At 71.1% G+C, this 25,948-nt stretch carries 25 protein-coding genes; 11 read left to right on the top strand and 14 right to left on the bottom strand.

What is annotated here, in order from left to right; translation table 11 throughout:
- The first annotated feature begins 179 nt into the window (after positions 1 to 179).
- Complete coding sequence (locus ACQCO7_RS03310) at positions 180 to 1,286, top strand: hypothetical protein (RefSeq protein ID WP_464070364.1); 1,107 nt, start codon at positions 180 to 182, stop codon at positions 1,284 to 1,286.
- Positions 1,287 to 1,424: 138 nt separating this feature from the next.
- On the opposite strand, the gene ACQCO7_RS03315 is transcribed toward ACQCO7_RS03310, so the two are convergent.
- Positions 1,425 to 2,756 carry a hypothetical protein gene (locus tag ACQCO7_RS03315; RefSeq protein ID WP_464070365.1) on the bottom strand — a complete coding sequence of 444 codons (1,332 nt, stop codon included), beginning with the start codon at positions 2,754 to 2,756 and terminating at the stop codon, positions 1,425 to 1,427.
- A gap of 238 nt (positions 2,757 to 2,994) precedes the next feature.
- On the opposite strand from ACQCO7_RS03315, the gene ACQCO7_RS03320 reads away from it, so the two are divergent.
- From ACQCO7_RS03320 to tgmB, 3 genes are all read left to right on the top strand, one after another.
- Positions 2,995 to 3,267: a YkvA family protein gene (locus ACQCO7_RS03320; protein WP_010357856.1), complete on the top strand. Its 273-nt coding sequence runs from the start codon at positions 2,995 to 2,997 to the stop codon at positions 3,265 to 3,267.
- A gap of 192 nt (positions 3,268 to 3,459) precedes the next feature.
- On the top strand, positions 3,460 to 3,651 hold the full coding sequence (gene tgmA, locus ACQCO7_RS03325; protein WP_050371602.1) for a putative ATP-grasp-modified RiPP: 192 nt from the start codon (positions 3,460 to 3,462) through the stop codon (positions 3,649 to 3,651).
- Between the two features lies 1 nt (position 3,652).
- Positions 3,653 to 4,636 (top strand): ATP-grasp ribosomal peptide maturase, encoded by a 984-nt coding sequence (tgmB, locus tag ACQCO7_RS03330; RefSeq protein ID WP_464070366.1) that lies wholly within the window; start codon positions 3,653 to 3,655, stop codon positions 4,634 to 4,636.
- 172 nt (positions 4,637 to 4,808) lie between these two features.
- Here the strand turns inward: tgmB and ACQCO7_RS03335 are convergent, their stop codons facing one another.
- The 3 genes from ACQCO7_RS03335 to ACQCO7_RS03345 form a co-directional block, all read right to left on the bottom strand.
- Positions 4,809 to 5,285: a hypothetical protein gene (locus ACQCO7_RS03335; RefSeq protein WP_464070367.1), complete on the bottom strand. Its 477-nt coding sequence runs from the start codon at positions 5,283 to 5,285 to the stop codon at positions 4,809 to 4,811.
- A 90-nt stretch (positions 5,286 to 5,375) separates the two neighbouring features.
- The gene (locus tag ACQCO7_RS03340; RefSeq protein ID WP_464070368.1) at positions 5,376 to 5,738 is read right to left on the bottom strand and encodes a hypothetical protein; all 363 of its coding nucleotides are present in this window, start codon (positions 5,736 to 5,738) and stop codon (positions 5,376 to 5,378) included.
- Position 5,739: 1 nt separating this feature from the next.
- Positions 5,740 to 7,509: an ABC transporter ATP-binding protein gene (locus tag ACQCO7_RS03345; RefSeq protein WP_464070369.1), complete on the bottom strand. Its 1,770-nt coding sequence runs from the start codon at positions 7,507 to 7,509 to the stop codon at positions 5,740 to 5,742.
- A 177-nt stretch (positions 7,510 to 7,686) separates the two neighbouring features.
- Between ACQCO7_RS03345 and ACQCO7_RS03350 the strand changes: the two genes are divergently transcribed.
- The gene (locus ACQCO7_RS03350) at positions 7,687 to 8,574 is read left to right on the top strand and encodes a Gfo/Idh/MocA family protein (RefSeq protein WP_464070370.1); all 888 of its coding nucleotides are present in this window, start codon (positions 7,687 to 7,689) and stop codon (positions 8,572 to 8,574) included.
- Positions 8,575 to 8,942: 368 nt separating this feature from the next.
- Here ACQCO7_RS03350 and ACQCO7_RS03355 read toward each other — a convergent pair whose 3' ends face one another.
- The 3 genes from ACQCO7_RS03355 to ACQCO7_RS03365 all read right to left on the bottom strand — a co-directional run bounded on the left by ACQCO7_RS03355 (position 8,943) and on the right by ACQCO7_RS03365 (position 10,766).
- Positions 8,943 to 9,416 (bottom strand): carboxymuconolactone decarboxylase family protein, encoded by a 474-nt coding sequence (locus ACQCO7_RS03355; RefSeq protein WP_409112145.1) that lies wholly within the window; start codon positions 9,414 to 9,416, stop codon positions 8,943 to 8,945.
- Between the two features lie 85 nt (positions 9,417 to 9,501).
- Positions 9,502 to 9,822, bottom strand: a complete 321-nt coding sequence (locus ACQCO7_RS03360) for a hypothetical protein (protein ID WP_464070371.1) — start codon at positions 9,820 to 9,822, stop codon at positions 9,502 to 9,504.
- A gap of 38 nt (positions 9,823 to 9,860) precedes the next feature.
- On the bottom strand, positions 9,861 to 10,766 hold the full coding sequence (locus ACQCO7_RS03365; RefSeq protein ID WP_464070372.1) for a GNAT family N-acetyltransferase: 906 nt from the start codon (positions 10,764 to 10,766) through the stop codon (positions 9,861 to 9,863).
- Positions 10,767 to 11,134: 368 nt separating this feature from the next.
- Here ACQCO7_RS03365 and ACQCO7_RS03370 point away from each other — a divergent pair, with 368 nt between their 5' ends.
- The 4 genes from ACQCO7_RS03370 to ACQCO7_RS03385 all read left to right on the top strand — a co-directional run bounded on the left by ACQCO7_RS03370 (position 11,135) and on the right by ACQCO7_RS03385 (position 15,964).
- Positions 11,135 to 11,320, top strand: a complete 186-nt coding sequence (locus tag ACQCO7_RS03370; RefSeq protein ID WP_409112148.1) for a hypothetical protein — start codon at positions 11,135 to 11,137, stop codon at positions 11,318 to 11,320.
- Positions 11,321 to 11,376: 56 nt separating this feature from the next.
- Positions 11,377 to 12,780 carry a Si-specific NAD(P)(+) transhydrogenase gene (gene sthA / locus ACQCO7_RS03375; RefSeq protein ID WP_464070373.1) on the top strand — a complete coding sequence of 468 codons (1,404 nt, stop codon included), beginning with the start codon at positions 11,377 to 11,379 and terminating at the stop codon, positions 12,778 to 12,780.
- A 218-nt stretch (positions 12,781 to 12,998) separates the two neighbouring features.
- Positions 12,999 to 14,456 (top strand): APC family permease, encoded by a 1,458-nt coding sequence (locus tag ACQCO7_RS03380; protein ID WP_464070374.1) that lies wholly within the window; start codon positions 12,999 to 13,001, stop codon positions 14,454 to 14,456.
- A 548-nt stretch (positions 14,457 to 15,004) separates the two neighbouring features.
- Complete coding sequence (locus ACQCO7_RS03385; protein WP_464070375.1) at positions 15,005 to 15,964, top strand: KH domain-containing protein; 960 nt, start codon at positions 15,005 to 15,007, stop codon at positions 15,962 to 15,964.
- 48 nt (positions 15,965 to 16,012) lie between these two features.
- On the opposite strand, the gene nicT is transcribed toward ACQCO7_RS03385, so the two are convergent.
- The 4 genes from nicT to ACQCO7_RS03405 all read right to left on the bottom strand — a co-directional run bounded on the left by nicT (position 16,013) and on the right by ACQCO7_RS03405 (position 19,533).
- Positions 16,013 to 17,122, bottom strand: a complete 1,110-nt coding sequence (gene nicT / locus ACQCO7_RS03390; RefSeq protein ID WP_464070376.1) for a Nickel transporter NicT — start codon at positions 17,120 to 17,122, stop codon at positions 16,013 to 16,015.
- Between the two features lie 161 nt (positions 17,123 to 17,283).
- The gene (locus ACQCO7_RS03395; RefSeq protein ID WP_464070377.1) at positions 17,284 to 18,225 is read right to left on the bottom strand and encodes a lysylphosphatidylglycerol synthase domain-containing protein; all 942 of its coding nucleotides are present in this window, start codon (positions 18,223 to 18,225) and stop codon (positions 17,284 to 17,286) included.
- Positions 18,226 to 18,352: 127 nt separating this feature from the next.
- On the bottom strand, positions 18,353 to 18,772 hold the full coding sequence (locus ACQCO7_RS03400) for a YybH family protein (RefSeq protein WP_464070378.1): 420 nt from the start codon (positions 18,770 to 18,772) through the stop codon (positions 18,353 to 18,355).
- Between the two features lie 143 nt (positions 18,773 to 18,915).
- Positions 18,916 to 19,533, bottom strand: coding sequence for a TetR/AcrR family transcriptional regulator (locus ACQCO7_RS03405; RefSeq protein WP_464070379.1), 618 nt, complete (start codon positions 19,531 to 19,533; stop codon positions 18,916 to 18,918).
- Positions 19,534 to 19,657: 124 nt separating this feature from the next.
- Here ACQCO7_RS03405 and ACQCO7_RS03410 point away from each other — a divergent pair, with 124 nt between their 5' ends.
- Positions 19,658 to 20,758 carry an FAD-dependent monooxygenase gene (locus ACQCO7_RS03410; RefSeq protein WP_464070380.1) on the top strand — a complete coding sequence of 367 codons (1,101 nt, stop codon included), beginning with the start codon at positions 19,658 to 19,660 and terminating at the stop codon, positions 20,756 to 20,758.
- Positions 20,755 to 22,185 (top strand): MFS transporter, encoded by a 1,431-nt coding sequence (locus ACQCO7_RS03415; protein WP_464070381.1) that lies wholly within the window; start codon positions 20,755 to 20,757, stop codon positions 22,183 to 22,185. The genes ACQCO7_RS03410 and ACQCO7_RS03415 overlap by 4 nt, the downstream gene beginning before the upstream one ends.
- 39 nt (positions 22,186 to 22,224) lie before the next feature.
- On the opposite strand, the gene ACQCO7_RS03420 is transcribed toward ACQCO7_RS03415, so the two are convergent.
- Genes ACQCO7_RS03420 through ACQCO7_RS03430 form a run of 3 tightly spaced genes read right to left on the bottom strand, consistent with a single transcriptional unit; the run spans position 22,225 to position 25,925 of the window.
- On the bottom strand, positions 22,225 to 24,051 hold the full coding sequence (locus ACQCO7_RS03420; protein WP_464070382.1) for a hypothetical protein: 1,827 nt from the start codon (positions 24,049 to 24,051) through the stop codon (positions 22,225 to 22,227).
- 5 nt (positions 24,052 to 24,056) lie between these two features.
- Entirely contained in the window at positions 24,057 to 24,935 is an 879-nt protein-coding gene (locus tag ACQCO7_RS03425; protein ID WP_464070383.1) for a carbohydrate ABC transporter permease, read from the bottom strand.
- Between the two features lie 15 nt (positions 24,936 to 24,950).
- Positions 24,951 to 25,925 carry a carbohydrate ABC transporter permease gene (locus tag ACQCO7_RS03430; RefSeq protein WP_464070384.1) on the bottom strand — a complete coding sequence of 325 codons (975 nt, stop codon included), beginning with the start codon at positions 25,923 to 25,925 and terminating at the stop codon, positions 24,951 to 24,953.
- Positions 25,926 to 25,948: the final 23 nt, after the last annotated feature.

Below are 25,948 nucleotides of genomic sequence, written 5' to 3' on the forward strand. Positions count from 1 at the left end.
ATGATTGTCGTCGGGGCGAAGGGGGTGGGGGTACGGGTGTGCGGGGGTCGTGTGGGGTGCGGAGTGTGTGCCCCGGGTGTGTCGCCCGTACGGGGTGTGTGGCCCCCTCTTGATCAGATGTGGGGGTGAGCGACGATACTGGGACGTCCGTGCCCGTTCTCCGCTTATCAGATGGACCCATGTCGAGCTCCAGCGCCGCCCATCCGTCCACCCCGTCCACCGTGTGGCTGACCCGGGGGCTGCACACCGGTTCCGCGCCGGGGGAGGTGGTGCGCGGGTATCTTCAGCGGCTCAAGGAGACCGAGGAGATCGTCGGCTTCCTGGAGCTGGGCGAGGATGCGCGGCCCCCGGGGCGGCTCGTCTTCGAGGCCCGGTGGACGGTGGCCGAGGAGGTGACCGTCCGGGCCCGGCTGGAGATCGCCGAGGAGGCCGAGCGGGGCGCGGCCCGTCCGTGGGCGCTCGTCGCCGAGGCCGAGGAGCCCTGGAACCGGCGCTGGCCCTCCCCCGCGACCCGGTTCTGGTCCGAGGAGCCCTGGGAGATCGACGGGCAGTGGGACCACTCCCAGGTCGCCGGGCTGCGGTTCCGGGAGGCCAACGCGCTGCCCTCCGACGACAAGGGTCTGCGGCGCGTCCTGAGGAGCGCGATGCGCGACGACTGGTCCATCCACGTCGTCGTCCACGAGGCCATGACGCCGGACGCGCGGGGGCGGCTGCCGCTGAGCCGGTTCCTCACGGAGGGGCTGCGCGACCGGGTCGTCGAGCACCGTGCCTCGCCTCAGCAACTCCGTGCGGTCAACTGGGCGTTGAAGGAGTCGCGGGCCGAACTTCCCCGTGGCGGCGCGGTGATCCTTCCCCACGGTGACGTCGACCCCTCGGACTTCGCCGTCCGTACGGTCTTCCTCGACGGGTCCGAGCCCTCCGAACTCGTCGAGGCCATCACCCGGTTCACGACCGTTCCCCAGCGACTTCCCGACGAGGCGGACGCGTTGCTCACGGCCCTGCGGGAGGACTGGCATCTCCTCACGCTGCGGGAGGAGTTGGACCGGGAGCGGCAGCTTGTCGCGATGTACGCGGACGCGCTGGACGCGATGACCAAGTCCCGTGATCTGTACCGGGAGGCGGCCGAGCGGGCGCACGAGGCGTTGGAGGTGTTCCGGGAGTCGGCGGGGGTGGTGGACAGCGTGTCGGAGCCCACGCCGACGCCGGCGCGTCCCGCGGGGTCGCCGTTTCAGCAGATCACGCGGACGTTCGAGCGGTTCAAGCTGCCTAAGAAACCGGGTGATTGAGGCTGTTCGGCGGGTGCGGCTTCGTTGTGGCTTGTCGCGCCCACGCGGCGGTAGCCGCAAATCGACACAGCCCCGCGCCCCTAAAGAACGTGGCTCGCACCGGTTTTTCAGTGCGAGCCACATTCCATCAACTATCCGTCACCTTCCCTGCGTCGGCTGCGCCGCCAGCAGTAGCGTCGTCAGTGACGCCAGTGCCGCGCACGCTGCCAAGCCTCCCGCCAGCCAGCCCGGGGCCGCCGTCAGGTCCATCGCTCTGGTGAGGGAGGCCGGGCCCATCCGTCCGTGCAGCAACTGGCCGGCTGCCAGGGCTGCGGGGACCAGGAGGGTCAGGGCCAGGACCGGGACCGCCGGGCGGATCGTCAGGAGTACTCCCAGGATCGTGCAGGCCAGGGCCGCGCCCAGGACCAGGCCGTAGATCTGGGGGGACTCGCCGTCGCGGTGGAGGGGGAGGGTCGCCGCGCCCGTTCCGAGGAGCAGGAGCGCCGTGAGGCGGCCCGCCCTGCGGGTGGCACGGTCGGGGGCCCGTCGGCGCGCGGCCGTGGTGAGGCGTGCGGTCTCCTCGTCGTCGTACGCCGTCCCCGTACGGGAACTGCCCACGGGCACCGCGCGCGGCAGCTCGCCGTGTACGGCCATCCCGCGCGCCGGTTTGGCACGTGCACCGGCGTGCGCGCCCCCTTCGGGCGCCGGGTCCGTGCTTCCGCGCTTCCAGCGGCGGGGGCGGCGGGGTGCGGCCTCCTCGGGGGCGGGGGCCTCAGGCCGGTGCGCCCGGTGTGCGGGGCCGGTTTCCCCGGCCGGCGAGGACCACCGTCCGCCGGAGCCGTCGCCGGAGCCCGGGCGGGAACCGGGGCGGAAGCGAGAGCCGGACCCGGAGCCGGTGCCGGAGTCGGAGCCCGGGCGGACGCCGGAGTCGGTCGTGGGGGCGTGGTCCGGTGGGGGTGCCGTGCCGACGACCGTGCGGTCCGGGGCTGTGCGCGCCGCCCGCTCCGCCTCGCTCAAGCTGTCGATCAGCTCGGCGAGTTCCTCCACGGGGCGGCGGATCGCGGCGGTGCGCAGGGCCTCCTCCTCGCAGTGGGGTTCGAGGGGGGTGCGGTGCAGGAGCGCCATCAGGTGGGTGACGTCCTCGACGGGCCGGCGTTCGGCCGCCGCGCGGATGATCTCGTCGGCGCCCTCGGCGGAGCGGGGCGGGCGGGTGAGGAGGGTGACGAGGCGGGTGACGTCCTCGACGGAGCGGTCCACCCCGGCGGCGCGCAGTGCGTCGGAGGCGGCCCGGGCCGAGGCGGGCGACTGCTCCAGGAGGGTGATGAGTTCGGCCAGTTCCTCCAGCGGCCGGTCGGCGACTGCCGCGCGGACCAGGCCGTCCACGGCGGTGCCGGGCGGAGGGGTGTCGGGGGGTACGGAGGCGGCGGGGTGCGCTTCTCCCCCGGGTATGGCGGTCGGGTTCGGACGGATGGACGGAGAACGGGTGGTCATGCTGTCTCCATGAAATGGGTGCGGCCACTTCTGCGCCCCCAAGTGCGGCACGCGGCTACCCTGCTCATTAGGGACACCCGTACGGCTTCGCGCCACTCGGGTGAGCCGGTGGAGTGAGCCAAGCCTCTCCAAACCCGTCCGTCCGGGAACCTGCGAGGCGATACGAACGTCTTGTGCGGGTACTCCGAAAAGTAGGAGCCGCGCCGTGCGGCACCCTCGGACCCCCGGGAGGGGACACGTGGACACGACCACGACGGTGATCGTCGTCGCCGCTCTCCTCGCGGCCCTCGTGCTCGCCGCCGCCGTCGCCGTGGCCGTACGGCTCGTGCGGACGCGGCGGGAGCTGCGGCGGGCCGGGCTGCCGACCGGGCCCCGCTGGATCTTCTGGGGCGCGGTCCTCTACTTCGTGCTGCCGACCGACCTGTTGCCCGACCCGGTGTACCTGGACGACATCGGGGTGCTGCTCCTCGCGCTCCGTTCCCTCCGCACCTCGTCCAAAGACCTCGTCTGAACCGGATCAACCTTTTCGTCCCCCCGCATGGTCTCCAGAGCTGGGCGCCGAGCGCGCCGCGATCACGCAGCGTAAGGAAACCAATCACCCGTTCGATTCGTATAAGTCAATGGAAGCCCAAGGGAATCACCGGGCGACGCGACGACGCGGCAGACGACGGCTCGGTCGGCGCAGCACGGAAGAGGAGAGACGATGCAACCGTTCGCGCTCAACTACGCACGCCCTGCGGCGGAGCCGGAGACCACGACTCCGTACGCCTACGACCCAGGAATGCAGTTGAACGTCACCTCGGACGGGAGGATCGCCGCGGCGGACCTCACTCTGCTCAGGGAACTCGGTACGACGACATCGACGGCGGGTTCCAAGACGCACTTCGACGACTGAGATGACCGTTCTCATCCTCACCTGCGAGGAGGACGTGACGGCGGACATGGTCGTCGTGCACCTCAACGCGACCGGGGTGCCGGTGGTCCGGCTCGACCCCGCCGACCTGACGGGCGGGGTCGCGCTCTCCGGCGAGTACGTGCGCGGCGGCTTCCGCGGCCATCTCTGGTCCGCCGGACGCCTGTTGAGCATGGACGGGCTGCGGTCGGTGTGGGTACGGCGGCCCGGCGTGCCCGCGTCGCGGGGCGCGGAGCCGTCCACGTGGCTGACGGAGGAGTCCTCGCAGGCGCTGTACGGGATGCTGCGCTCGACGGGCGCGCGCTGGATGAACCATCCGGACGCCGCCCGCCGGGCCCGGCACAAGCCGTGGCAGCTGCGGGTCGCGCAGCAGAGCGGGCTGGCGGTGCCGGCCACGCTGATCACGACGTTCCCGCAGGCCGCGCGGGAGTTCGCGGAGCGGTTCCCGGATCTCGTGGTCAAACCGGTGTCCGGGGCGCATCCGCAGGAGCCGCCGCGCGCGGTGCCGACGAGCAGGGTCGCGCCGGACGCGGACTTCTCGGCGGTGGCGTTCGGGCCGACGCTGCTGCAACGCCGGGTTCCCAAGCGGGCTGACGTCCGGCTCACCGTCGTCGGTGAGCGGATGCTGGCCGCGCGCAAAGAGGTCGCCGTCGACGCCGATCCCGACGAGATCGACGTCCGGTTCGCGTCCCCGGCGATGCCCTGGGTGCCGGCCGAGGTGCCGCCCCGGGTCGCCGAAGGGGTGCTCGCGTATCTCCGGGCGGCCGAACTCGCTTACGGCGCCTTCGACTTCGCCGAGGACTCGGACGGGACCTGGTGGTTCCTGGAGTGCAACCAGTCGGGGCAGTTCGGGTTCGTCGAGGTGGAGACGGGGCAGCCGATCGCCCGCACGATCGCGGAGTGGCTGGCGGCGCCGGGGGCGGGGGAACGGGAGTCGTGCGACGGGAGCGATTCGGTGGTTCCTTAGGGGTTTCCCCGGGCGGCCGTTGAAGAGGAAACGATTCAGCAAGTGGAGGGGGCGGTTCAGGGCGGTGCCGTGCGTGATGCGGAGGGAACGGTTCGGCTCTGTGCCGCGTCCTGTAATGCCCTCGTCCCGGCCGAGTCCGGCCCGGTAGATCTCCGGGCCGGACCAGGTGCCGTCAGGCGTGCTCGGCCGGTGCCACCGAGAAGCCCGTCTCTCCGCCGGGTTCCTCACTGAGCGTGTCCGGGAGTCCGCCGAGCGCGCGGCACAGGTGCTCGGCCATGCCCCGGGTCAACGGGCCGTCCGGCGGCGGGACTTGACGCACGCTGTCCGCGTCGGTCTCGCTGCGCGAACGCGTGTACTCGGCACCCCAGTCGGCGTACCGGGGCAGCGCCAGCTTCCCTCCGTCCTCCAGGAACTCCTTCGCGGCGGCGGCCACGACGACCCGGACCCGCCGCTCAAAGCTCTCCGGCACGATCTCGGTGAACACGGTGACCCGAACGAGCCCGTTCCCGTCGTCCATCCCCCACGGCAGGGTCCACTCCAACGCCCCCGGCACGGGCTCCTGCCCCGGCTTCCCGGCCCGCGCGACCAACACCGCGAGCACGGGCCCCAGTTCACGTGCGACGTACTCGTGCCACACGTCGACGGCCATGCGCATCCCCCCTCTTCAGGACACTGTTGCGTCTGCCATCGACCTTAGACCGACCGGCACATGGAGGGCGGCGTCGCGGGGCCGGTCGGTCTAGACGTCGAGGTAGCGCAAGGTCTCGGGCGCCGGCGTACTGTGCAGGTCCCCGTCCCGGATCTGCCACTGGCTCGCGCCCTCCACCTCGTGGGTCGCGAGGAAGAAGCCGGTGACCAGGTCGCCGTCCGCGTCGGAGGCGGGGAGCGCGGCGATCTGTCTCAACTGGTCGAGCAGCCACGGTGTTTCGCCGGCGCGCAGGTCGGCGCCGAAGAAGGCGTAGCGGGTCCAGTTGACGGGGGCCGGGAAGCTCCAGCCGCCGCTGTAGAAGCCCTCGTCGGCGGCGCGGACGATGGCGTGGACGGCCGCGAGCTGCCGGTCGTCGCACTCCAGCCAGCCCCGGACGCTGACGAACACACCCATCTCACGCCACCTGTCCGGCGTGCAGCGCCGTGTACGCCCCGCCCCTGCGCAGGAGTTCGTCATGGGTGCCCACTTCCCGGATGCGGCCGTCGTCCATGACCACGATTCTGTCGGCACCGCGGACCGTGGAGAGGCGGTGGGCGACGACGAAGGTGGTGCGGCCCTGGAGGAGGCGGGCCAGGGCCTGTTGGACCAGGGCCTCGGAGCGGGTGTCCAGGGCCGAGGTCGCTTCGTCGAGGACCAGGACCTTCGGGTCGCGGATCAACGCCCGCGCTATCGCGAGGCGTTGGCGTTGGCCGCCGGAGAGGCGGGCGCCTCGTTCGCCCACCAGGGTGTCCAGGCCCTGGGGCAACATGTCCACGAATTCAAGGGCGTTGGCGTCGCGGAGTGCCGCCCGGACCGACGCCTCGTCGGCCTCGTCCTCCATGCCGTACGCGACGTTCTCGCGGATCGTGCCGTCGAAGAGGATGGACTCCTGGGGGACGACGGAGACGAAGCGCCGGTACGTGCGCAGGTCCAGGGTGCTCATGTCGGCGCCGTCCAGGAGGAGTTGGCCCGAGGTCGGCCGGATGAAGCCGATGACCAGGTTGAGGACGGTGGACTTGCCCGCGCCGGACGCGCCGACGAGGGCGACCGTCTCGCCGGGCGCGACGTCGAGGGTGAAGTCTCGGACGGCGGCCCGGCCGGTGTCGTACGCGTGGTCGACCTGACGGAACGTCACCGAGCCCCGGACGGACGTGATTTCGGTCTTGCCGTCGTTGTCCTCCGTCTCCGGCGCCTGGAGGACCTCGCCGATCGAGCGGACCGACTCCAGGCCCTTCGTGACGAGCGGCGCGAGGCCCGTGAGGGTGGTGACGCAGCCCGTGAGCGTGGTCAGGAAGGCGCTGAGCATGACGACGTCACCGGCGGTCACGCCCCAGGTGCCGTAGTACGAGACGAGCGCGGCGCCCGCCAGGACCAGCACGCCGACGACGTTGAGGACGACCCAGGCCAGCGAGCCGAAGCGGCCGTTGACGAGGTCGAGCCTGAGGCCCGAGTCGAGGAGGCGGCTCAGCGTGCCGTCCATGCGGCGCAGCGCCTTGCGCTCCAGGCCGTGCGCGCGGGTCACCGGGATGAGGCGGGTCATCTCGGTGACGCGGGACGACAGGGCCTCCACCTCGTGCCGGAAGTCCTCGTTGTGGCTGCGCAGCCGCTCCCTGAGGCGGGCGACGACGAACGCGGCGGCCGGGACGACGACGAGGAACACCGGCAGGAACTCCGGCGTGCGGACGGCGATGATGATCAGGCCGCCGGCCAGGACGGTGACCGCGCCGAGGCCCTGGTCGGCGGTCTGCTGCACCATCTGCTCGACCGACTCGACGTCCCGGACGACCTTCGCCTGGAGCACGCCCGCGCTGACACGGGAGTGGTAGCCGATGGAGAGTTGCTGCATGCGGGTGCACAGCGCCGAGCGCAGGGTCGTACCCATGCGGCGCACGCTGCCGTACAGGAGCCTGACGTACAGCAGGTGCAGGGGGTAGTTGACCAGCAGGATGAACATGATCACGCCGGTGCTCGTCCACAGGCGGCCGATCCCGCTGTGCTGGACGACGGTGTCGATGATCGACGCGGTGATCAGCGGAAGCAGCCAGACGGGGCTGTGCTTCACGGTGAACACGGCGACGGCCACGAGGAGTTCGCGGCGGTCGGCGCGCAAGAGGTAGGCGAGTGTGCGGACGGGGTGCTCGTCCCGGTAGCGGTGGTCGAGCGGTCGCTCGTACGACGACGCCATGGGCGGTTGTCCTCCGGATCCCTTGTGGATGCCTTCGACTGTCGACCGGCAGCAAGCGCTTTCTGCCGGTCGGCAGAAGTACATCAGGGATCGGAGGGTCCGTGGGCGGTGTCCGGCCGGTGAGATCGGCTCCGGGAAGGCTTGCGTGTACGCCCCGGGCGTGGGGAAAGTGGCGTCATGCGCATCGGACTGCTCGGTACGGGGCCGTGGGCCCGGATCGCCTACGCTCCCGCCCTCTCGGGGCATCCCTCCCTCGAATTCGTCGGGGTGTGGGGGCGGCGGGGGGAGGCCGCGAAGGAGATCGCCGGGGAGTACGGGGTGCGGGCGTACGACGAGGTCGACGCGCTCATCTCCGATGTGGACGCCGTCGCCGTTGCTCTGCCGCCGGATGTCCAGGTCGCGTTGGCCACGCGGGCGGCTCTCGCCGGGCGGCATCTGCTGCTGGACAAGCCGCTCGCCCTGTCCTCGCTCGACGGGCGTCGGCTGGTCGAGGCCGCTCGGGAGAACGGGGTCTCGTCCGTCGTGTTCTTCACGGCTCGGTTCGATCCCGTGATCTCCTCCTGGATCCGTGAACAGGGCGCCGCTGATGGGTGGTTCACCGGGCGGGCCGAGTGGTTGGGGTCCGTGTTCGCGTCGCCCGGCAGTCCCTTCGCGGAGTCGCCCTGGCGGCGGGAGAAGGGGGCGTTGTGGGATGTGGGGCCGCATGCCCTGTCCGTGCTGCTGCCGGTGTTGGGGGATGTGACGAAGGTGGGGGCGGCTGTGCACGGTCCTGGGGACACGGTGCATCTCGTCTTCGACCATGCGGGTGGGGCGTCCAGCACGGTGACGTTGAGCCTTACGGCTCCGGCCGCGGCTGCGGGGAACGCGGTGGAGCTTCGCGGTGAGGCGGGGGTGGTTGTTCTGCCGGACGGGGTGAGTGATGCGGTGAGTGCGCTGAGTGGGGCGGCCGACGCGTTGCTGGAGGCGGTTGCCTCTGGCCGGCCGCACCCTTGTGATGCGGGGTTCGCTCTGCGGGTGACGGAGATTCTGGAGGCGGCGGAGGGGGTTTTGGGGGCGGGGGAGTAAACGCGGCTGCTGCATGCCGCTTGGGGTTGTGTGGCGGGTGCGGCTTCGTTGTGGCTGGTCGCGCCCGCGCGGCGGCAGCCGCACATCAGATACAGACCACGCGCCCCTAGAAGGGCGCTGCGCTTCTTGTCGAGCCGCGCCCCGCGCGTGAGGATTTCGGTCCGCCCGCCAAGGCTCGCCCATCAGAGGGCCGCAGCAAGCCGGGAGGCGGCTGCGGCGCGGGGGCTGAGCGCGTCCGTGCGGCGATAGCCGTACGTCAGATACCGGCCCGCGCCCCGTCCCGGCCGTCGGAGTTCCGGTTCGGGGCCCGTCCGGCTTCGGGCGCCCCGGGTGAAGGGGGCGGCCCGACTTCCAGACGCAGTCTTCCGTCAGCCGAACATTCCCGGCTGGTAGTCGCCCGCCGGCTGGCGGATGATCACGTTGGCCCTGTTGTACGCGTTGATGATCGCGATCAAGGACACCAGTGCCGCCAACTGCTCCTCGTCGTAGTGCTTCGCCGCGTTCTGCCACGTCTCGTCCGAGACGCCGCCGGCCGCGTCGGCGATGCGGGTGCCCTCCTCGGTCAGGGCCAGCGCCGCGCGTTCCGCGTCGGTGAAGACCGTGGCCTCGCGCCAGGCGGCGATCAGGTTGAGGCGGGTCGCCTCCTCGCCGGCGGCGGTGGCGTCTTTCGTGTGCATGTCCGTGCAGAAGCCGCAGCCGTTGATCTGGCTGGCTCGGATCTTCACCAGTTCCTGGGTGGCCGCCGGGAGGGTGGAGTCCGAGACGGCCTTGCCGGCCGAGTTGACGTGCCGGAGGACCTTGCCGAAGAGCTGGCTGCCGAAGAGGTTGAGGCGGGCTTCCATCGTGTTCTCCCTGTTCCGTTCCGCTGGGTACACCACTTAGACAGCGGGGAGAGCGCGAGTGTGACAGCCCCGGATGTGACGCCCGTCACTCCTTCTCGAACGGTTCGTCGCTCCACCGGAACCACGCCCGCTCCCCCTCGATATGCAGCAGGAACTCCGGTACGGGCCCGTCCGGAGAGGACAGCGAGACGCGGCTCGTGATCGCGTCGTACGCGGACTCCCACTCCTCGGTCCACCCCTCGTTCAGCAGCGCCAGCTCGCGGGTGAACAGGGGTTCGACGGCCGCGTACGCCGGGCCGGGCGTGAAGCGGCCCGAGAGCCACGGGAAGTCGGCGTCGTCGATCGTGACCGTACCGACCTCCTCGCCCCCGCACCGCACCCGCCAGATCTCGCCGTCGAACCCCATGCCCTCTCCCGCCTCTCAGTCCGTCTTACCCCAGCTTGTCACCCCCCACTGACAACACCCCCGTAGACGAAGTTCACCCGCTCCCGCACCACGGGATACCCGGCCTTCGTGAAGTGCGCGGCCATCGGAAAGTTCCCCCGGTCGGTCGCCGCGGCGATGAACCGCGCACCCCGTTCGGCGAGGTAGTGCGTGCACTCGGCGAGCAGGTCGTACGCGTACCCGTGCCCGCGCTGCTCCGGGACGACGCCGATGAACCCGATGCAGGGCCCGCCCGGGTTGTGGGCCGGGATGTGGATGCCGGCCGGCTCCCCCTCGGGCGTACGCGCGACCTGCCACCACTCGCGCGGCGACGGGCACCAGCGGAAGAAGTCGATCTCCTCCTGCGCGGCCCGGTCGAGGCCGCCCTCCTCGATGGCCTTGCGCGCGTGCGCGTCGAGGGTGACCGAGTGGATACGGCGCAGCGCGTCGAAGAAGACGGCGTCGTCGGGTTCGGGGCCGAAGGTGAGTCGGGCGGGGCGGTCGGGGAGGCCGCGTTCGGGGGTCCAGCGGTAGATGTAGCGCTCGGCGAGGAGGCGCTGTCCGGCGCGCCGGGCCACGTCGATACGGGCCTCGGCGGCGGCCTTCGTAGCGGGGTCGGCGCGCCAGCCGCCGGGGAGGTTCAGCTCCAGGCCGACCTGCCAGGGGGCCGTACGCAGCAGCTCCACGCCGGCCTCTTCCTCGCCGTCGGCGAAGTCGAGCCACTCCGAGGTGATGGGTTCGGCGTCGTCGGGGCCGCCCCACCAGGCGGCGCGGGCCACGACGCGGCCGTCGCGCAGGGCGACGCGCTTCCAGTCGGGGCGGTGGGTGACATGACCCAGGGCCTCGGCGGCGCGCAGCGGGTCGGGCAGGGTGTCGAACAGGTGGACGTCGCTCTCGTCGAGCGCGCGGATGACCAGGTCGGTCACGGATTCCTCCGGGTAGCGGCGATACGGTGCGCTCCCGGGCAGGTCAGACGTGGCACGCGACGGCGGCGGAGAGGGAGCGCGGGGTCGTGGTGGACTGCATGGCACTCGCCTCCTTCCGTTCGTCTCGGGCGTGCGGTCGGACGATATGACAGCCGTCTCGGGGGCGTCCAGGGAGTTTCCCGGCGATCTCCGCGGGCACGCGCACATGCGAGCCGCGCGATGCGTGGCGATAGTGGATTTGTCGACACCGATCGAAGCCGACCAACGCCGCCCAATGCCGACCAACGCCGAACGCCACCGACCGCACCGATCCACCGCACCGACCGACCCCGGCCCTCAACCCCCACCGCACCAGAGGAGTCCCTCCCATGACGAGCCCCTCCGAGGACCGTGTCACCCCCGACGCCCTGCTCCACACCCGTACGGGGACCGAGGTGACCGCCGAGGACATCGTCCTCGCCGCCGGCCGCGACCTCACCCCCGAGAACCTCGCCTGGGCCGAACGCAAACTGGCGGCGGAGGGAGACGCGGCGATCGAGAAGCTGCTCCCCTAGACGCCCGGCACCGACGCACCCTTCCGGAAACCCTCACCCCCTGCCACACTCCGACCGTGCCCGATTTCGACATGCTCGTGCTCGGATCCGGTCCCGGCGGCCAGAAAGCCGCCATCGCCGCGGCCAAACTCGGCCGCGAAGTCGCCGTCGTCGACCGAGGCGACATGGTCGGCGGTGTCTCGCTGCACACCGGCACCATCCCGTCGAAGACCCTGCGCGAGGCGGTGCTGTACCTGACCGGTCTCACCCAACGGGACCTGTACGGCCAGAGCTACCGCCTGAAGGAGAACATCACCGTCGCCGACCTCACCGCCCGCACGCAGCATGTCGTGAACCGCGAGATGGAGGTCATCCGCAGCCAACTGTCCCGCAACCAGGTCCCGTTGTTCGCGGGAACCGGCCGCTTCCTGGACCCGCACACCGTCGCCCTGACCGAAGTCACCGGCCACGAGCGGGTGTTGACGGCGGAGCACGTCGTCATCGCGACCGGCACCCGCCCCGCGCGCCCGGCGACCGTGGAGTTCGACGGCCGGACGATCCTCGACTCGGACAACGTGCTGACGATCGAACGCGTACCGAGGTCGATGGTGATCGTCGGCGCGGGCGTGATCGGCATGGAGTACGCGAGCATGTTCGCGGCGCTCGGCAGCAAGGTGACCGTCGTCGAACGCCGCCCGGCGATGCTGGACATGTGCGACGTGGAGATCGTCGAGGCGCTCAAGTACCACCTGCGGGACCTGGCCGTGACGTTCCGGTTCGGGGAGACGGTCGCGGCGGTGGAGCGGCACCAGCACAGTGCGCTGACGGTGCTGGAGAGCGGCAAGAAGATCCCGGCGGACGCGGTGATGTACTCGGCGGGCAGGCAGGGCCTGACGGACGAACTCGCCCTGGAGAACGCGGGGTTGACGGCGGACTCGCGGGGCCGGATCGCGGTGGACGAGCACTACCGTACGCAGGTCCCGCACATCTACGCGGTGGGCGACGTGATCGGCTACCCGGCGCTCGCGGCGACGGCGATGGAGCAGGGCCGGGCGGCGGCGTACCACGCGTTCGGGGAGCCGGTGGGCCGGATGGACGCGCTCCAGCCGATCGGCATCTACACGATCCCGGAGATCAGCTTCGTCGGCCGTACGGAGGATCAACTCACCGAGGAGTGCGTGCCGTTCGAGGTCGGGGTGGCCCGGTACCGGGAGCTGGCGCGGGGTCAGATCATCGGGGACGCGCACGGGATGCTGAAGCTGCTGGTGTCGCCGGTGGACCGCAAGCTCCTCGGGGTGCACTGCTTCGGGAGCGGGGCGACGGAACTCATCCACATCGGCCAGTCGGTGATGGGATGCGGGGGCACCGTCGACTACCTGGTGGACGCGGTCTTCAACTACCCGACGCTGGCCGAGTCCTACAAGGTCGCGGCGCTGGACGCGACGAACCGGCTGCGTCAGCTGGACCGGATCGGCGACTGAACCCTCGTACGCCGCAAGGGAGTTCGAGAAAACCGGTCGTAGAGGTTACCCGACGGTCAATCTTGAAAGCTAAACCGTTGGGACTATCATCACTCGCATACTCGGTGTGACCGGCCGCCGACGGAGCGGTGGTGCGCCCCTCAACCCCCCACCCCCACCCCCCACGCGCCGCCGGGCAGTCGACGCCGCGCGGTGTGCACGACGGAAAGCAGCGCACCATGAGCAACAGCAGTGGTCGAGGGCTTCAGGCGAACGTCCTCGGCACGTTCGACACGGCGGTGATGGCGATCGCGGGCAGCGCTCCCGCGTACTCGATCGCGGCGACAACCGCCGTACTGGTAGGGGCAGTTGGGCTGGCCAGTCCGGCGGCCCTGCTGTACTGCGCGCTGCCGATGGCGGGCATCGCGCTCGCCTACCGGCACCTGGGCCGCATCGACGCGAACGCGGGAGCGGCGTACTCGTGGGTGGGGCGCACGCTCCATCCGTTCCTCGGGTTCCTCAGCGGGTGGGCGCTGGTGGTGTCGACGACCCTCTTCATGGTCGCCGGGTCGCTGCCCGCCGGGTCGCTGACGCTCTCCCTGTTCGACGAGGGGCTCGCGGGCTCCACGGGCTGGTCGACGGTCGTCGGCGCGGGCTGGTTCCTCCTGATGCTGGGGGTCGTGCTCGGCGGGGCGCGGCTCACCGTGCGGGCCCAACTCGTCATGTCCGGGGTCGAGTTGGCGATCCTCGCGGTCTTCGTCGTGCTGGCGTTCCTGCACGCGGACAACGCGCGGGCCTTCGACTGGGCCTGGTTCGGGTTCGGGCAGTTCGACGGGGTCGGCGGGTTCGCGGCGGGGGCGCTGGTCGCCGCGTTCTACTACTGGGGCTGGGACGTCACGAGCAACCTCAGCGAGGAGACGCGCGACAGCCGCCGGACCACCGGGCTCGCCGGGCTGATCGGGCTCGGGGTCGTGTTCCTGCTGTTCGAGATCTACACGGTCGCCGTCAACGTGGTGCTGACGCGGGACGAGATCGACCGGGACGCGGCGAACGTGCTGGGCGCGCTCGGGGAGGCCGTGTGGCCCGGGTGGGGCGGGAAGCTGCTGGTCGTGGCGGTGATGCTGTCCACGATCGCGACGCTGGAGACCACGCTCATCCAGGTCACGCGGTCGCTGTTCGCGATGGGGCGCGACCGTACGATGCCGGCCGCGTTCGGGCGCGTGCACCGGCGCTGGAACACTCCGTGGGTGGCGGTCGCCGTCGTCGGCGCGGTCGCGCTCACGCTGCTCGTCGCGTCCAACGCGCTCGGGTCCGTCGGTGAGATCCTCTCGGACGCGATCTCCGCGATAGGCATCCAGATCGCCCTGTACTACGGCCTCACCGGGCTCGCCGCGGTCGTCGCCTACCGCAGGCTCCTGCTGCGCTCCCCGGCGATGTTCCTCCTCGGCGGGGTCTGGCCCCTGTGCGGCGCCCTCTTCATGTTCTGGATCCTCGCCGAAGCCCTCGGCTCACTGAGCACCCCCGCGATCACGATCGGCCTCGGCGGCCTGGCCCTCGGCCTGATCCCCCTGCTCTGGTACTGCGCCAAGGGCAGCGACTACTACCGCCCCACCCGCCTGGACGCCTCCCACACGATCACGTCCCACGCGGTACCGGCGGGAAGAGGCGCGTACGAGGGCGTACCGACGGACTTCTGAGACGCGGGGCGGGGACTACGACGGGTACGAGGCTGTCGCGCCGATCCCTGGAGACGCGCGGGGCGGTCACGCGCCCCGGCGGTCCCGGTCGACCCAGTCCCCGAGCCCACGGTCCCGGCCATACGCCGGCTTCCCCGCCCCAGCACCCGATGCCCCGCACCACAACCGCCCGGCCCCGGCCACACGCCGGCTTCCCTACCGCCCACCCCAGACCCCGCCCTCGGCTCCTCCCCCGGCTCCGGCTCCACCCGCCGGGACCGCTGCCTCGCCCCGTAAGCCGCCCTGACCATCACCCCCGTCCCCTCCAGCCTCTCGGCCCACCCCGCCCCTCTCCGCACGCCCCGACCATCCTCCCGGGCCACACGCCCGTTCCCCCGGCCCTCGCCACGCCCCCAGGCCCACCCACCGGATCGCCGCCCCCACCCCTCCAACCGCCCGGACCATCGCCCTCAGCCAAACACCGCCCGCCGAACCTCCGTCCCGCCCCCCTTCAGCCCCTCCGCCCCCATCCCCTGACACTCCCCGAGCCACGACCCGAGGCAGGTCCCATGGTGCGTGATCGTTTCTCGCTCGACTTCGATCCCGACTGCGGGGACGAGGCGCTGACCGTGACGCGGCCGGATCTGGTGATCGGGAGATGGCACGGGCTGCGGGAGTTGCTGCGGGCGACGGGGCCGGACTGGGCGGCGCGGGGGCATCGGGTGCGGCGGCTGGCGGAGGTGTGTGCGGGCGGGTCCACCGTGGAGTCGTGGCTGGCGGCCGAGCCGCGTGACCCGGACGCGCTGGTGCTGCGCGCGGCGACGGAGACGACGCGGGCGTTCAACCTGGCGATCGAGGCGGGCCGGGGTACGCCGATCGACCCCCGGCGGATGGACGCGGCGGTGTCGGCGTGCCTGGCGGCGACCGAGGCGTACCCGGTGGACCCGACGCCGTGGGTGTCGCTGATCTCGGTCGCGCGACTGTACCCGGCGGGCGTACGGCGGCAGGAACTCGCCCGCTGGTGGGACGAGTTGCACCACCGGGACCCGTACAGCATGGAGGGCCACCTCCAGGTGCTGCACTACTACTCGGCCCGCTGGCACGGCACGCACGGCCTGATGTACGACTTCGCCCGCGACGCCGCCGGGGTCTCCCCACCGGGGTGTCCGCTGCCGGTGCTGGTGCAGTACGCGCGGGTCGAGGAGTACCGGCACACCCTGGACCTCACCCGCGACCGCCCGACCGCCGTCGGCATCGCCCAGCACTGGACGAACGACGGCGCGATCAGCGACGTACGCCGTACCTGGGACCGCTGGCTGTCCCCCCGCCCCGGCCACCTCCCCGTCTCCCCCGCCGAACTCCGCGATCTCAACCACCTGGCCCACGCGGCCTGCCGGGCCGGCGAGGCGGAGATCGCCGGCATCCTCCTCGACCTCATGGGCCGCCGCGCCACACCGGCTCCCTGGACCTGTACGGGAGATCCGTCCCGACAGATCACCCGCTACCGCAAGGACCTGGCGAAAGGCTGACGGCACCCGCGTCCGCGTCGCGCCGAGGGGTGTCGGCCGCGTGCGCGGCTAGAGCTTCGCCCCGGCGGCTCCCGGCCGAGGCTCCGCCTCCGCGAGTTCCTGCCGAGGCCGCACCCCCCACTTCTCCTCGATCCGTCCCACCTTCCACACGATCAGTGCGAGTCCCCACGCCGCGACGAACATGCCCGTCACCACGAATCCGAGGGTGTTGAGGTCGAGGCCCGACACCCAGTCCCAGAACGCGCCGTGCAGGTTCAGCTTCTCGGCGGCCAGGCCCAGGAGTTCGGCCGTGCCGATGAGGAGGGCCACGGCTACCGAGAGGCCGGTCACCGTCAGGTTGTAGTAGACCTTGCGGACCGGCTGCGAGAACGCCCAGCCGTACGCGAAGTTCATGAACGAGCCGTCGATGGTGTCGAGGAGGGACATGCCGGCGGCGAAGAGGACGGGGAGGCAGAGGATCGCGTACCAGGGCAGGCCCGAGGCCGCGCCGGAGCCGGCGAGGACCAGGAGGGCCACCTCCGTGGCCGTGTCGAAGCCGAGGCCGAAGAGGAGGCCCAGCGGGTACATCTGCCAGGGCTTGGTGATGGAGTTCATGACCCGGCCCAGGAGGCGGTTCATGAAGCCCCGGTTGTTGAGGTGCTCCTCCAGCTCCGCCTCGTCGAACTCCCCCGTGCGCATCCGCCGGAACACCTTCCAGATCCCGGCGAGGATGACGAGGTTGAGGATGGCGATGACGTAGAGGAACGTGCCCGAGACGGCCGTACCGATCAGGCTGGTGACGTCGTGGAGGCCGGAGTTGTCGTCGCGCAGGGGGCCCGCGAGGGTCTTGACGCCGAAGGAGAGCAGGAGCGCGAGGGCGAAGACGACGCTGGAGTGGCCGAGGGAGAACCAGAAGCCGACGGAGAGCGGGCGCTGGCCCTCGCCCATCAGTTTGCGGGTCGTGTTGTCGATCGCGGCGATGTGGTCGGCGTCGAAGGCGTGGCGCATGCCGAGCGTGTAGGCGGTGACGCCGATGCCGATGCCGAAGGTCTTCTCGCCGATGCTGTAGTGGTGCGGGGCGACGATCGCGACGAGCGTGAACCAGCCCACGACGTGCAGGGCGAGGATGAACGCGGCCATTCCGGCGAGGCGGGTCCATTCCTGCCGGGTCATCGTCATGGGGGTGGTGCCTTTCGTCGCGGAGGTCGAGCACCCGCCATGCTCTCCTAGTTGCACATCATGTGCAGTAAAGCCCGTGACAGATCTTCACCATGGCTTGACCAAGGGTTTTACCGAGCCCGCAGCCCTACAGCGCCCAGCGCCCTACAACGCCCGCCGCTCTACAGCGCCCGGCGTCTGATCAGCGCCACCAGCACCACCAGCCCCGGCACCAGCGGCAGCCACACCGTCAGCAACCGGTACCCCAGCACAGCGGACGCAGCCGCCACAGCCGGCGCCCCCGTCGCGGCCAGCGACAACGCCAGCACCGCGTCCAGCGACCCGATCCCACCCGGCGTCGGCAACAGCGCGGCGGCACTGCTCGCGGCGAGATACAGCAGCGCGACATGGACCGGCGAGAGCGCGAGCCCGATCGCACGAGTAACCGCGATCAGCACGCACGCGTGCAGCACGGCGAACGCGAAGGACCCGCCCCACAGAGCCGCCGCCCGGCACGGCCGCGCATGGACGGCCCGGATATCGGCCACGACCGCCGACAGCGCCCGCCGGCACCGCGCCCACAGCAGCAGCCCCGGAAGCAGCACCACCACGCCGACGACGGCCACGACGACCCCCGCCGGCGCCTCGGGGACCTGAAGGACACCGGGCGCCAGCGGCGCGAGCATCGCGATCAGCGTGACGCGGGCGACGCAGGACGCGGTCGCCTTCACCCCGAGGGCCGTCGCGGAGCGCGTCGCGGACAGGCCGCAGCGCATCAGGAACCGCAGGTTGACCGCGCTCGCGCCGAGCCCGGCGGGCAGGAGGTGGTTGGCGGCGGACGCGGCGAACTGCGCGGCGACCAGCTTCCCGCGCGGCAGGCTCGGCGGTACGGCGCCCTGCTGGGCGAGCGCCGCGCACCCCCACGTACCCACGGTCGCGAACGCGCCGCACAGCAGCCAGCCCTGGTCCGCGACGGCGAGGCGGCCGGCCCCGTCGGAGACCACCGACCAGTGCCGGCGGGCCAGCCAGACCACGCCCAGCAGGACGGCGAACGAGCCCAGCAGGGGCCAGGGGACCCGGCGCCGTACGGGAGCGGCGACCGCGGCACACGGCTCGGAAGTCATGCGCGCTGCCTCTCTCCACGGTCGACGACTGTCACTGGGGGCCTCGCCAACGTAACCCTCCGCGACGCGATCCGGCGTCTCCGGTTCCCCCAGGCGGCGGACCCCGGCCGTACGCTCACCCCTGCCCTCAGTCGTGCGGGAACGAATGGTGTTCGTGGGCGATCACCCACTCCCCCTGTTCCTTGACCAGCCCGAACGTCAGCCGCAGCCGCAGCTTGGGCCGCTCGGCCAGCTCCCGCTCCGTCCCGCAGCGCACCAGCGCGTGCGCGTACGCGACGTCCGTGCCGGCCGTCACCTCCAGCGTCTCGATGTCGAAGCGGGCGCCGAGCGCCTGCCAGGCGAACAGGGGCGGCCAGATGACGCGGTACGCGGCGCGGGAGCAGATCCCCTCGTACGGCGGGGCGACGTTGAACATCGACAGTGCCTCGGCGTGCCGCGCGAGCACCCCGTCGATGTCACCCCGGTGCACGGACTGTGCCCAGCGGATGATCAGCACACGGATGCGCGCCTCGTCGTCGACGGCGGTGGAGACCTGGGTCGGACACACGGCGGACGCTCCTTTCCTCTCCCCCTCTCTCACGGATACGAGAGTGATCCGTCTCCCTGTGAGGAGGTTGAACCTTGTCTAGGTGCACCCCTTCCAACGATTCACTCCTGTACATCCGTTCCCTGCCGATTGCGTGGATTCGCTCAGGCGTCCGGCGCCGTGGCCCGGATGCCCGCGAGGACCACGCCGACGACGCGTTCCGCGTCCGTGCGGGTGAACGGGCGCATCCCGCGGTTGACGATCAGGTGCACCGGGCCGGAGATCATCTCGCCGAGGAACCCGCTGTCGACCGGAGGGAGTTCACCCCGTTCCACGGCGGTGTCGACCCGGCGCCGCATCGCGGCCACGCGCTGGTCGAGGACCTTGGCCAGCGCCTCGACGGTGCCGCTCCGCCGGGCCGGCGAGATGGCCTTTTCTAGGGACTGTCCGAACGGTGTCTCCAGGACACCGGCGAGCGCGACCACGAAATCCACCAGGTCCCGGTGGATGTCGCCGGTGTCGGCGACCGAGGCCAGTTCCTCGGCGTACCGCAAAAGCGCCTCGGCGACCAGTTCCTCACGGTCGGGCCAGTTCCGGTAGACGCTCGCCTTGTGCACGCCGGCGGTCTCGGCGACCTCCTCGTACCGGAACCCGGCGATGCCGTCGCGGGCCACGAGTTCGACGGTCGCCGCGAGGATCCGCTCCCGCACCCGCGCGGTACGGCCCCCGGGGCGCCGCGCGGCCGGCCGGTCAGTGGTCCCGTCGGCCGTCACCGCGCTCACCTCACGTTCTCTCCTCGGACGGCGATTCTCGCCAGGCACGCCGTTGCGGTGCAAGCGGGCGGCACGTACGCTCGATTAAAGCGACAGCTTGTCGCTTTAAGTTCGAGCCACCTGGAGCACCTACGTGAAGATCCTCGTCTCCGGAGCCGGAATCGCCGGTCTGGCCTGCGCACTTGAGTTAGGCAGGCGCGGTCATGACGTCTCCGTCGTCGAGTACGCCGACCGCCTCCGCCTCACCGGCACCCCCATCGACATCCGCGGCGACGCGATCGACGCCGTGGACCGGACGGGCCTGCTCCCGGCGGTCCTGCGCCGCCGGATCGACATGTCCGAGCGCACCCGGTTCGTCGACAGCGAGGGCCAGTTGATCGCCTCGCTCCCCCTCGCGGAGATCAACGACTCCGCCCACGACATCGAACTCCCGCGCGGCGACCTCGTCCGCGTCCTCGCCGACGCCCTGCCCGACACGGCGACCGTCCGCTTCGGCGACTCGGTCGAGACGCTGACGGCCGGCGGCGACGTACGGTTCGCCTCGGGCCGTACCGGGCGCTACGACCTGGTGGTCGGCGCCGACGGCCAGCACTCCGGCGTACGGGAGCTGGTGTTCGGGCCCGAGGAGGAGCATCTCCGGCATCTGGGCGTGTACTTCGCGCTCGCCGCGCTGCCGGGGGAGGCTTCGGTGGAGGGGTCCAACTCGATCTACAACGTGCCGGGGCGGATGGCGGGGGTCTTCCGGTACGGGGGTGGGGCCGTCGCCGTGTTCCAGTTCCGGTCGGCGCCGCTCGACCACGACCACCGTGATCCGGACGCGCAGAAGAAACTGCTCGTCGATGCCTTCGCGGGTCAACGGTCGTGGCGGATACCGGAGTTGCTCGACGCGGCGCTCGCGGACCCCGGGTTCTACTTCACCTCCGCGAGCCAGATCCGGATGCCGTCCTGGCACCGGGGGCGGGTCGTGCTGGTCGGGGACGCGGGGTACAGCCCGGCGTTCCTGTCCGGTCGGGGTACGTCGCTCGCGCTGACCGGTGCGCGGTTCCTCGCCGAGGAACTCCAGGCCGGGGACCTCGACGCCGGGTTCGCACGGTACGAGGCGCGGCAGCGGCCGTACGTCGTCGCCGCGCAGGAGCGGGTCCACGGGGGCCGGGAGCGGATGCTGCCGGAGACGTGGGAGGCCATCGCGGCGCGGAACGAGGCGCTGCGGGCCGCTGAAGGGAACGTCCGGTGACCGACACCCTGGAGAAGCCCGTCCCCGTCCTGCGCGAGCACCGCTGGAGCAAGCGGCTCGTCCTCTGGGCCCTGGTCCTCACCCTCGCCAACGTCCTCGCGGACATGGCCGTCGGCTCGCCCATGATGGTGCTGCCGCAGCTCCTCGACCACTTCGACACCGACCAGGCCGCGTGGCTGAACGTGAGCGCGCTGCTCGCCGGGGCGCTGTGGTCGCCGCTGCTCGCGAAGGCGTCGGACGTCCTGGGCAAGCGCAAGGTGCTCGTCGGGACGCTACTCCTCGCGTGCGGGGGCGCGCTGGTCTGTCTCGTCGCGCCGAACGTCTGGGTCTTCCTGGCGGGGCGTTTCCTGCAAGGGGCCGCGTTCGCCGCCGTGTTCCTCACCGTGGCCCTCGCGCGGCAGATCTGTACGCCCGGGGTGGCGATGGCCCTGATCGGGCTCGTCACGTCCGGGTCGTCGGTCGTCGGGATCGTCGAGCCGTACGTGATGCGGCCGGTGATCGACGTGTTCGGCTACCGCAGCGTGTTCTTCGTGGCGGCGGTGCTCGCGGCGGTCGCCGCCCTGTGCGTACGGACCCTCGTCCCGGAGTCGCCGGTCCGGGGTACCGGCAGGGTCGATCTGAAGGGGGCGCTCCTGCTGGGCGGCGGGATCGGCTCGGTGCTGGCGTACGTCAGTCTCGGGAGCGACCAGGGCTGGCTGTCCGGGGTCATGCTCGCGCTCCTCGCGGGCGGCGGCGCCGCGCTGACCTGCTGGGTGCTGCTCGCGCTGCGGACCGAGGAACCCGTCGTCGATCTGCGGGGGTTGAGCCGTCCGGTCCTGCTGACGCTGCTCGCGCTGGTCCTCGCGGCGGGCTCCTTCCGGAGCATGCTGCAACTGACGAGCATCGTCGCCCAGGTCCCCGCCGGCCTGGGACTCGGCTACGGCCTCGGCGAGGGAGAGGCGGTGGCGGTCCTGCTCTCCGCGCCCAACCTCGGCATCGTGATCGGCGGCACGCTCGCCGGTTGGCTGGCGGGCCGGTACGGCCCGGCCCTCCCCCTGCTCGGCGGCATCGCCCTCGGCGCGGCGGCGACCTTCGCCATGCTGGCCGGCGTCGCCGTCCTCCCCCTGGCCATCGCCTGCGGCACCCTCGCCGGTATCGCCGCCGGCGCGATCGGCGCCTCCGGCTACAACCTCGCCACCAGCCTCGAAACCCCCGAACACCAGGGCACGGTCGCCGGGTTGGTGTCGGTCGTCCTCGCCCTCGGCTCGGTCGTCTTCACCTTCGCCGGCGGCGAGATCCTCAAGGCCACGGAGATCGCGGGGCTCTCCGCGGACGGCGCCCCGGTGAGCACGACGACGGGGGTGCAGCTGTACGCCGGGATGACGGGGGTGCTGTTCCTGCTCGCGGCGGTACCGGCGACGGTGCTGGCGCGCGCCGGACGTGCGTGAACCCCGGCCGTCCTCAACGGCCGGGGTTCACAACCGACTTCAGCGGCTGAGCCGCAGCTCGGGTTCGGCCGCCGCGTCCAGGCCCCCGAGGACCGCCGTGAACGCGTCCGTGCGGATCGCGAGCCCGTCCGAGGTCCACTCGGCGCTCAGCTTCAGCGGTGCCGGGTCCCCGTAGCGGACGGCGAACACGTGCAGGTCGTCGGGCGCGTCCGGGACGGGTCCCGCCTCCAGCGCCGTCGAGCTGACCAGGTGGCGCCAGCCCTCGTCGGGGTTGCCGTAGCCGCGAGGGTCGGCGGCGAGGACGAACGCCGCCTGTTCCTGCGTGAGTTCGGACCGCGCGTCGAAGTGGTCGGGGCCCTCGGCCGCCGGGTGGGTGAGGCGCAGCTCCCCCGCCGAGGCGACCGCGGACACCGACGACGTACGCAGCACGCGTCCCTCGTCGTCAGCGGCGTACGGCAGCCCGGCCAGCAAGTACGGCTCCCCGTCGAAGCGTTCGACCGCGACGGTCGTCCACAGGGACGTGCCGTCGGTGACGTACAGGGACCGGACACTGCGCAGGACGTGGTCGCGCCCGACGACCGGCTTGGTCACCAACTTCGCGGTGAGCCCGTCGACCTGGAGGTCACGGACCCGCACCTCGCCCATCGGCCGCGTGAACAGGAACCCGTCCAGGACGGGCCCGAAGCCGTGCTGGCGGTTCGTCGCGGCCGGCAGGTAGTACGTGCCGCCCGCCTCGACCAGCGCGGGCGTCATCTGGGAGTCGAACGCCACCGACACCGTACCCGCGCGGAGTTGGTGCCTCGCGGGCGCGAGGGACGCCGACCGGTGCCAGACACTGTCGTCCTGGATCTGCCAGACCAGCATCCACGCGAAGTGCCCGTCGACCCCGCCGTCCGCCTTGACCGCGTGGCGTCCCCACCGGGTGTCCCCCCGGTAGCGCCCGATGTCGGCGCCGATGCGCGCGCCGAAGTACCGCAGCCCCAGCACGGATTCGAACCCGGAGTGCTGCTCGCTGTAGCGCGGACCGCCGTTGTCGAAGCCGCCGCCGGTGAGGCGGGCGTCGATGTAGCGGGCCAGCGCCGCACCGTCCTCGGCGAACATCTCCTCGCCGGAGACCCGGTGGGCCTGGGCGAGGAACGAGAGGGAGATCGGGCCGTAGTTGTTGTCGTAGGCGCCGCCGTGCTCGGGAGGCAGCAGCGCGCCCCGGTCGTACACGCGGTGTGCGCGGATCTTCGTCCGGTACAGCTCCAGGGCGGTTGCGCGGACCGACTCCCCTTGTGCGGAGGGGAGTTGCTTCGCGAGCGTCAGGCCGCCGACGACGCAGCCGATGGCCTGGTTGCCGGCTTCCTGCGGGTTGAAGAACGTCGCCTCGGTGAGCCAGCGCCAGTAGCCCTGGGCCACGTCGAGGAGCCGCGCGCGCTGATCCTCGGGGACCAGCCCGTCCGACAGCTCAAGGACGTTGAGCGCCTGGAGCAGCGCCCACACCGTGCTGGGCCAGTCCCCGATGGGGTGCGCGCCGGAGGCGAGGACGTAACGGGCGTACGGGAAACCGGAGTTGCTGATCCGGAGGTTCGGGTAGCCGGGGTTGTCCTCGGTGTAGACGCGCTGGTCGAGGTGGAAGGCGAGGCTGCGGCGGACGGCCTCGGGGAGCCGCTCGTCGCCGGACCGCTGCCAGGCGAGCGCCAGCAGCGAGGTCATGCCGAGGGACGTGTCGCCGATGTCGTCGTCACAGTCGGGGTGTTCGAGGTTGCCCTCGGGGGTCAGACGGGCGAGGGCCTGCTCGACGACGTCGGCGAGGACGGCGTCGTACGCCTCGGGGGTGTCGGGAAGGTCGTGCAGGGGGCCGCGTTGGTGGAGGAGGTGCACGCGGGTCAGCCCTTCATGCCGGAGGTGGCCATGCCTTCGACCAGCCTCTTCTGGAAGATGAGGAAGCAGATCAGGGTGGGCGCGAGGGCGATCGTCGACATCGCGAACATGGCGCCGTACGAGGAGCCGCTGGTCTGGTCCATGAAGAGGGTGAGCCCGAGGGGGACGGTGAACTTGTCGTTCTGCTGGAGGTAGACGAGCTGGTGCAGGAAGTCGTCGTAGGTCCAGATGAACGTGAAGATCGTGGTGGTGACCAGCGCCGGCTTCATCAGCGGCAGGATGATCTTCCAGTAGATCTGCCAGGGGTTGGCGCCGTCCATCATGGCCGCCTGGTCCAGCTCGCGCGGGATGGAGCGGATGAACTGGACCATCAGGAAGATGAAGAAGGCGTCCACCGCGAGGAACTTGGGCACGATCAGCGGCAGGTAGGTGTTGATCCAGGTCAGGTTGTAGAAGATCGTGTACTGCGGGATCAGCACCGCCTGCGTCGGCAGCATCAGCGTGCCGAGCATCAGGCCGAACCAGAGCTTCTTCCAGCGGAACTCGAAGCGCGCGAAGGCGTAGGCGGCCAGCGAGCAGGAGATGATGTTGCCGATGACCGCGCCGATCGTGACGATCAGCGAGTTCGTGATGTACAGCGAGAAGGAGTTGCCGGAGCCGCTCCAGCCCTTGCTGTAGTTCTCGGGGTTGAGCTTGTCGGGGATCAGCCCGGGGTGGGTGAAGATCTCCGTGTCGGGCTTCAGGGAGCTGCTGAGCATCCACATCAGCGGGTAGAGCATGACGATCGCGACACCGATGAGGACGGTGTGGATGAAGATACGGCGGGCGCCGGTGGCGGAGCGGAGCCTCTGCAACGGCGACGAGTTCGGGGCGATGGCGGACATGTTCAACTTCCTCGATCAGTCGTCGTAGTGGACCCAGTAGCGGCTGGCGATGAAGTTGACCGCCGTGAAGCCCGCGATGACCAGGAAGAGCACCCAGGCCAGCGCCGAGGCGTACCCCATCTGAAGGTCGGTGAAGCCCTTCTTGTAGAGGTACAGGGAGTAGAGCATCGTCGAGTTGAGCGGCCCGCCCGAGCCGTTGCTGATGACGAACGCCGGGGTGAAGGTCTTGAACGCGTCGATGATCTGGAGGACGACGTTGAAGAAGACGATCGGGGTGAGCAGCGGCAGGGTGATCTTGAAGAACCGGGTCACCGGGCCGGCGCCGTCGATCTCGGCGGCCTCGTAGACGTCCTTGGGGAGCTGCTTGAGGCCGGCCAGGAAGATGACCATCGGGGTGCCGAACTGCCAGACGGCGAGCAGGATCAGCGTGTAGAGCGCGGTGTCGGGGCTGGAGATCCAGTCCTGGCCCTTGATGCCGAACCAGCCGAGGAAGTCGTTGAACAGGCCGTCCCCGCCGAACACCTGCCGCCACACGATGGCGACGGCGACCGCACCGCCGAGCAGCGAGGGCAGGTAGAACGCGGCCCGGTAGAAGCCGATGCCCTTGATGTCCCGGTTGAGGAGCATGGCCACGCCGAGCGCGAGGCCGAGCTTGAGGGGGACGGAGACGACGACGTACAGCAGCGTCGCGTGGACCGAGTCCCAGAAGACCGGGTCGTCGGTGAACATCCGCTCGTAGTTGGCGGTGCCGACCCACTTCTCCGGGGTGAGCAGGTCGAAGTCGGTGAACGACAGGTACAGCGAGTCGAGCATCGGATAGATCGTCAGTCCGAACAGGCCCACGAACCACGGGGCCAGGAAGAGGTACGGCCACCAGCCGCCGCCTCGCTTCCTCGCGAGGCGGCGCCGCTGCCGGTCGCGCTCCCGCTGGTCGGAGGGGGTCGCCGCGGGCGACTCCTTCACGACCTCGTCGGTCTTCGCGGTGGTCATACTCATCTCCCTGGCCCTCTTTT

This window comes from Streptomyces saintjeani (assembly GCF_055409605.1).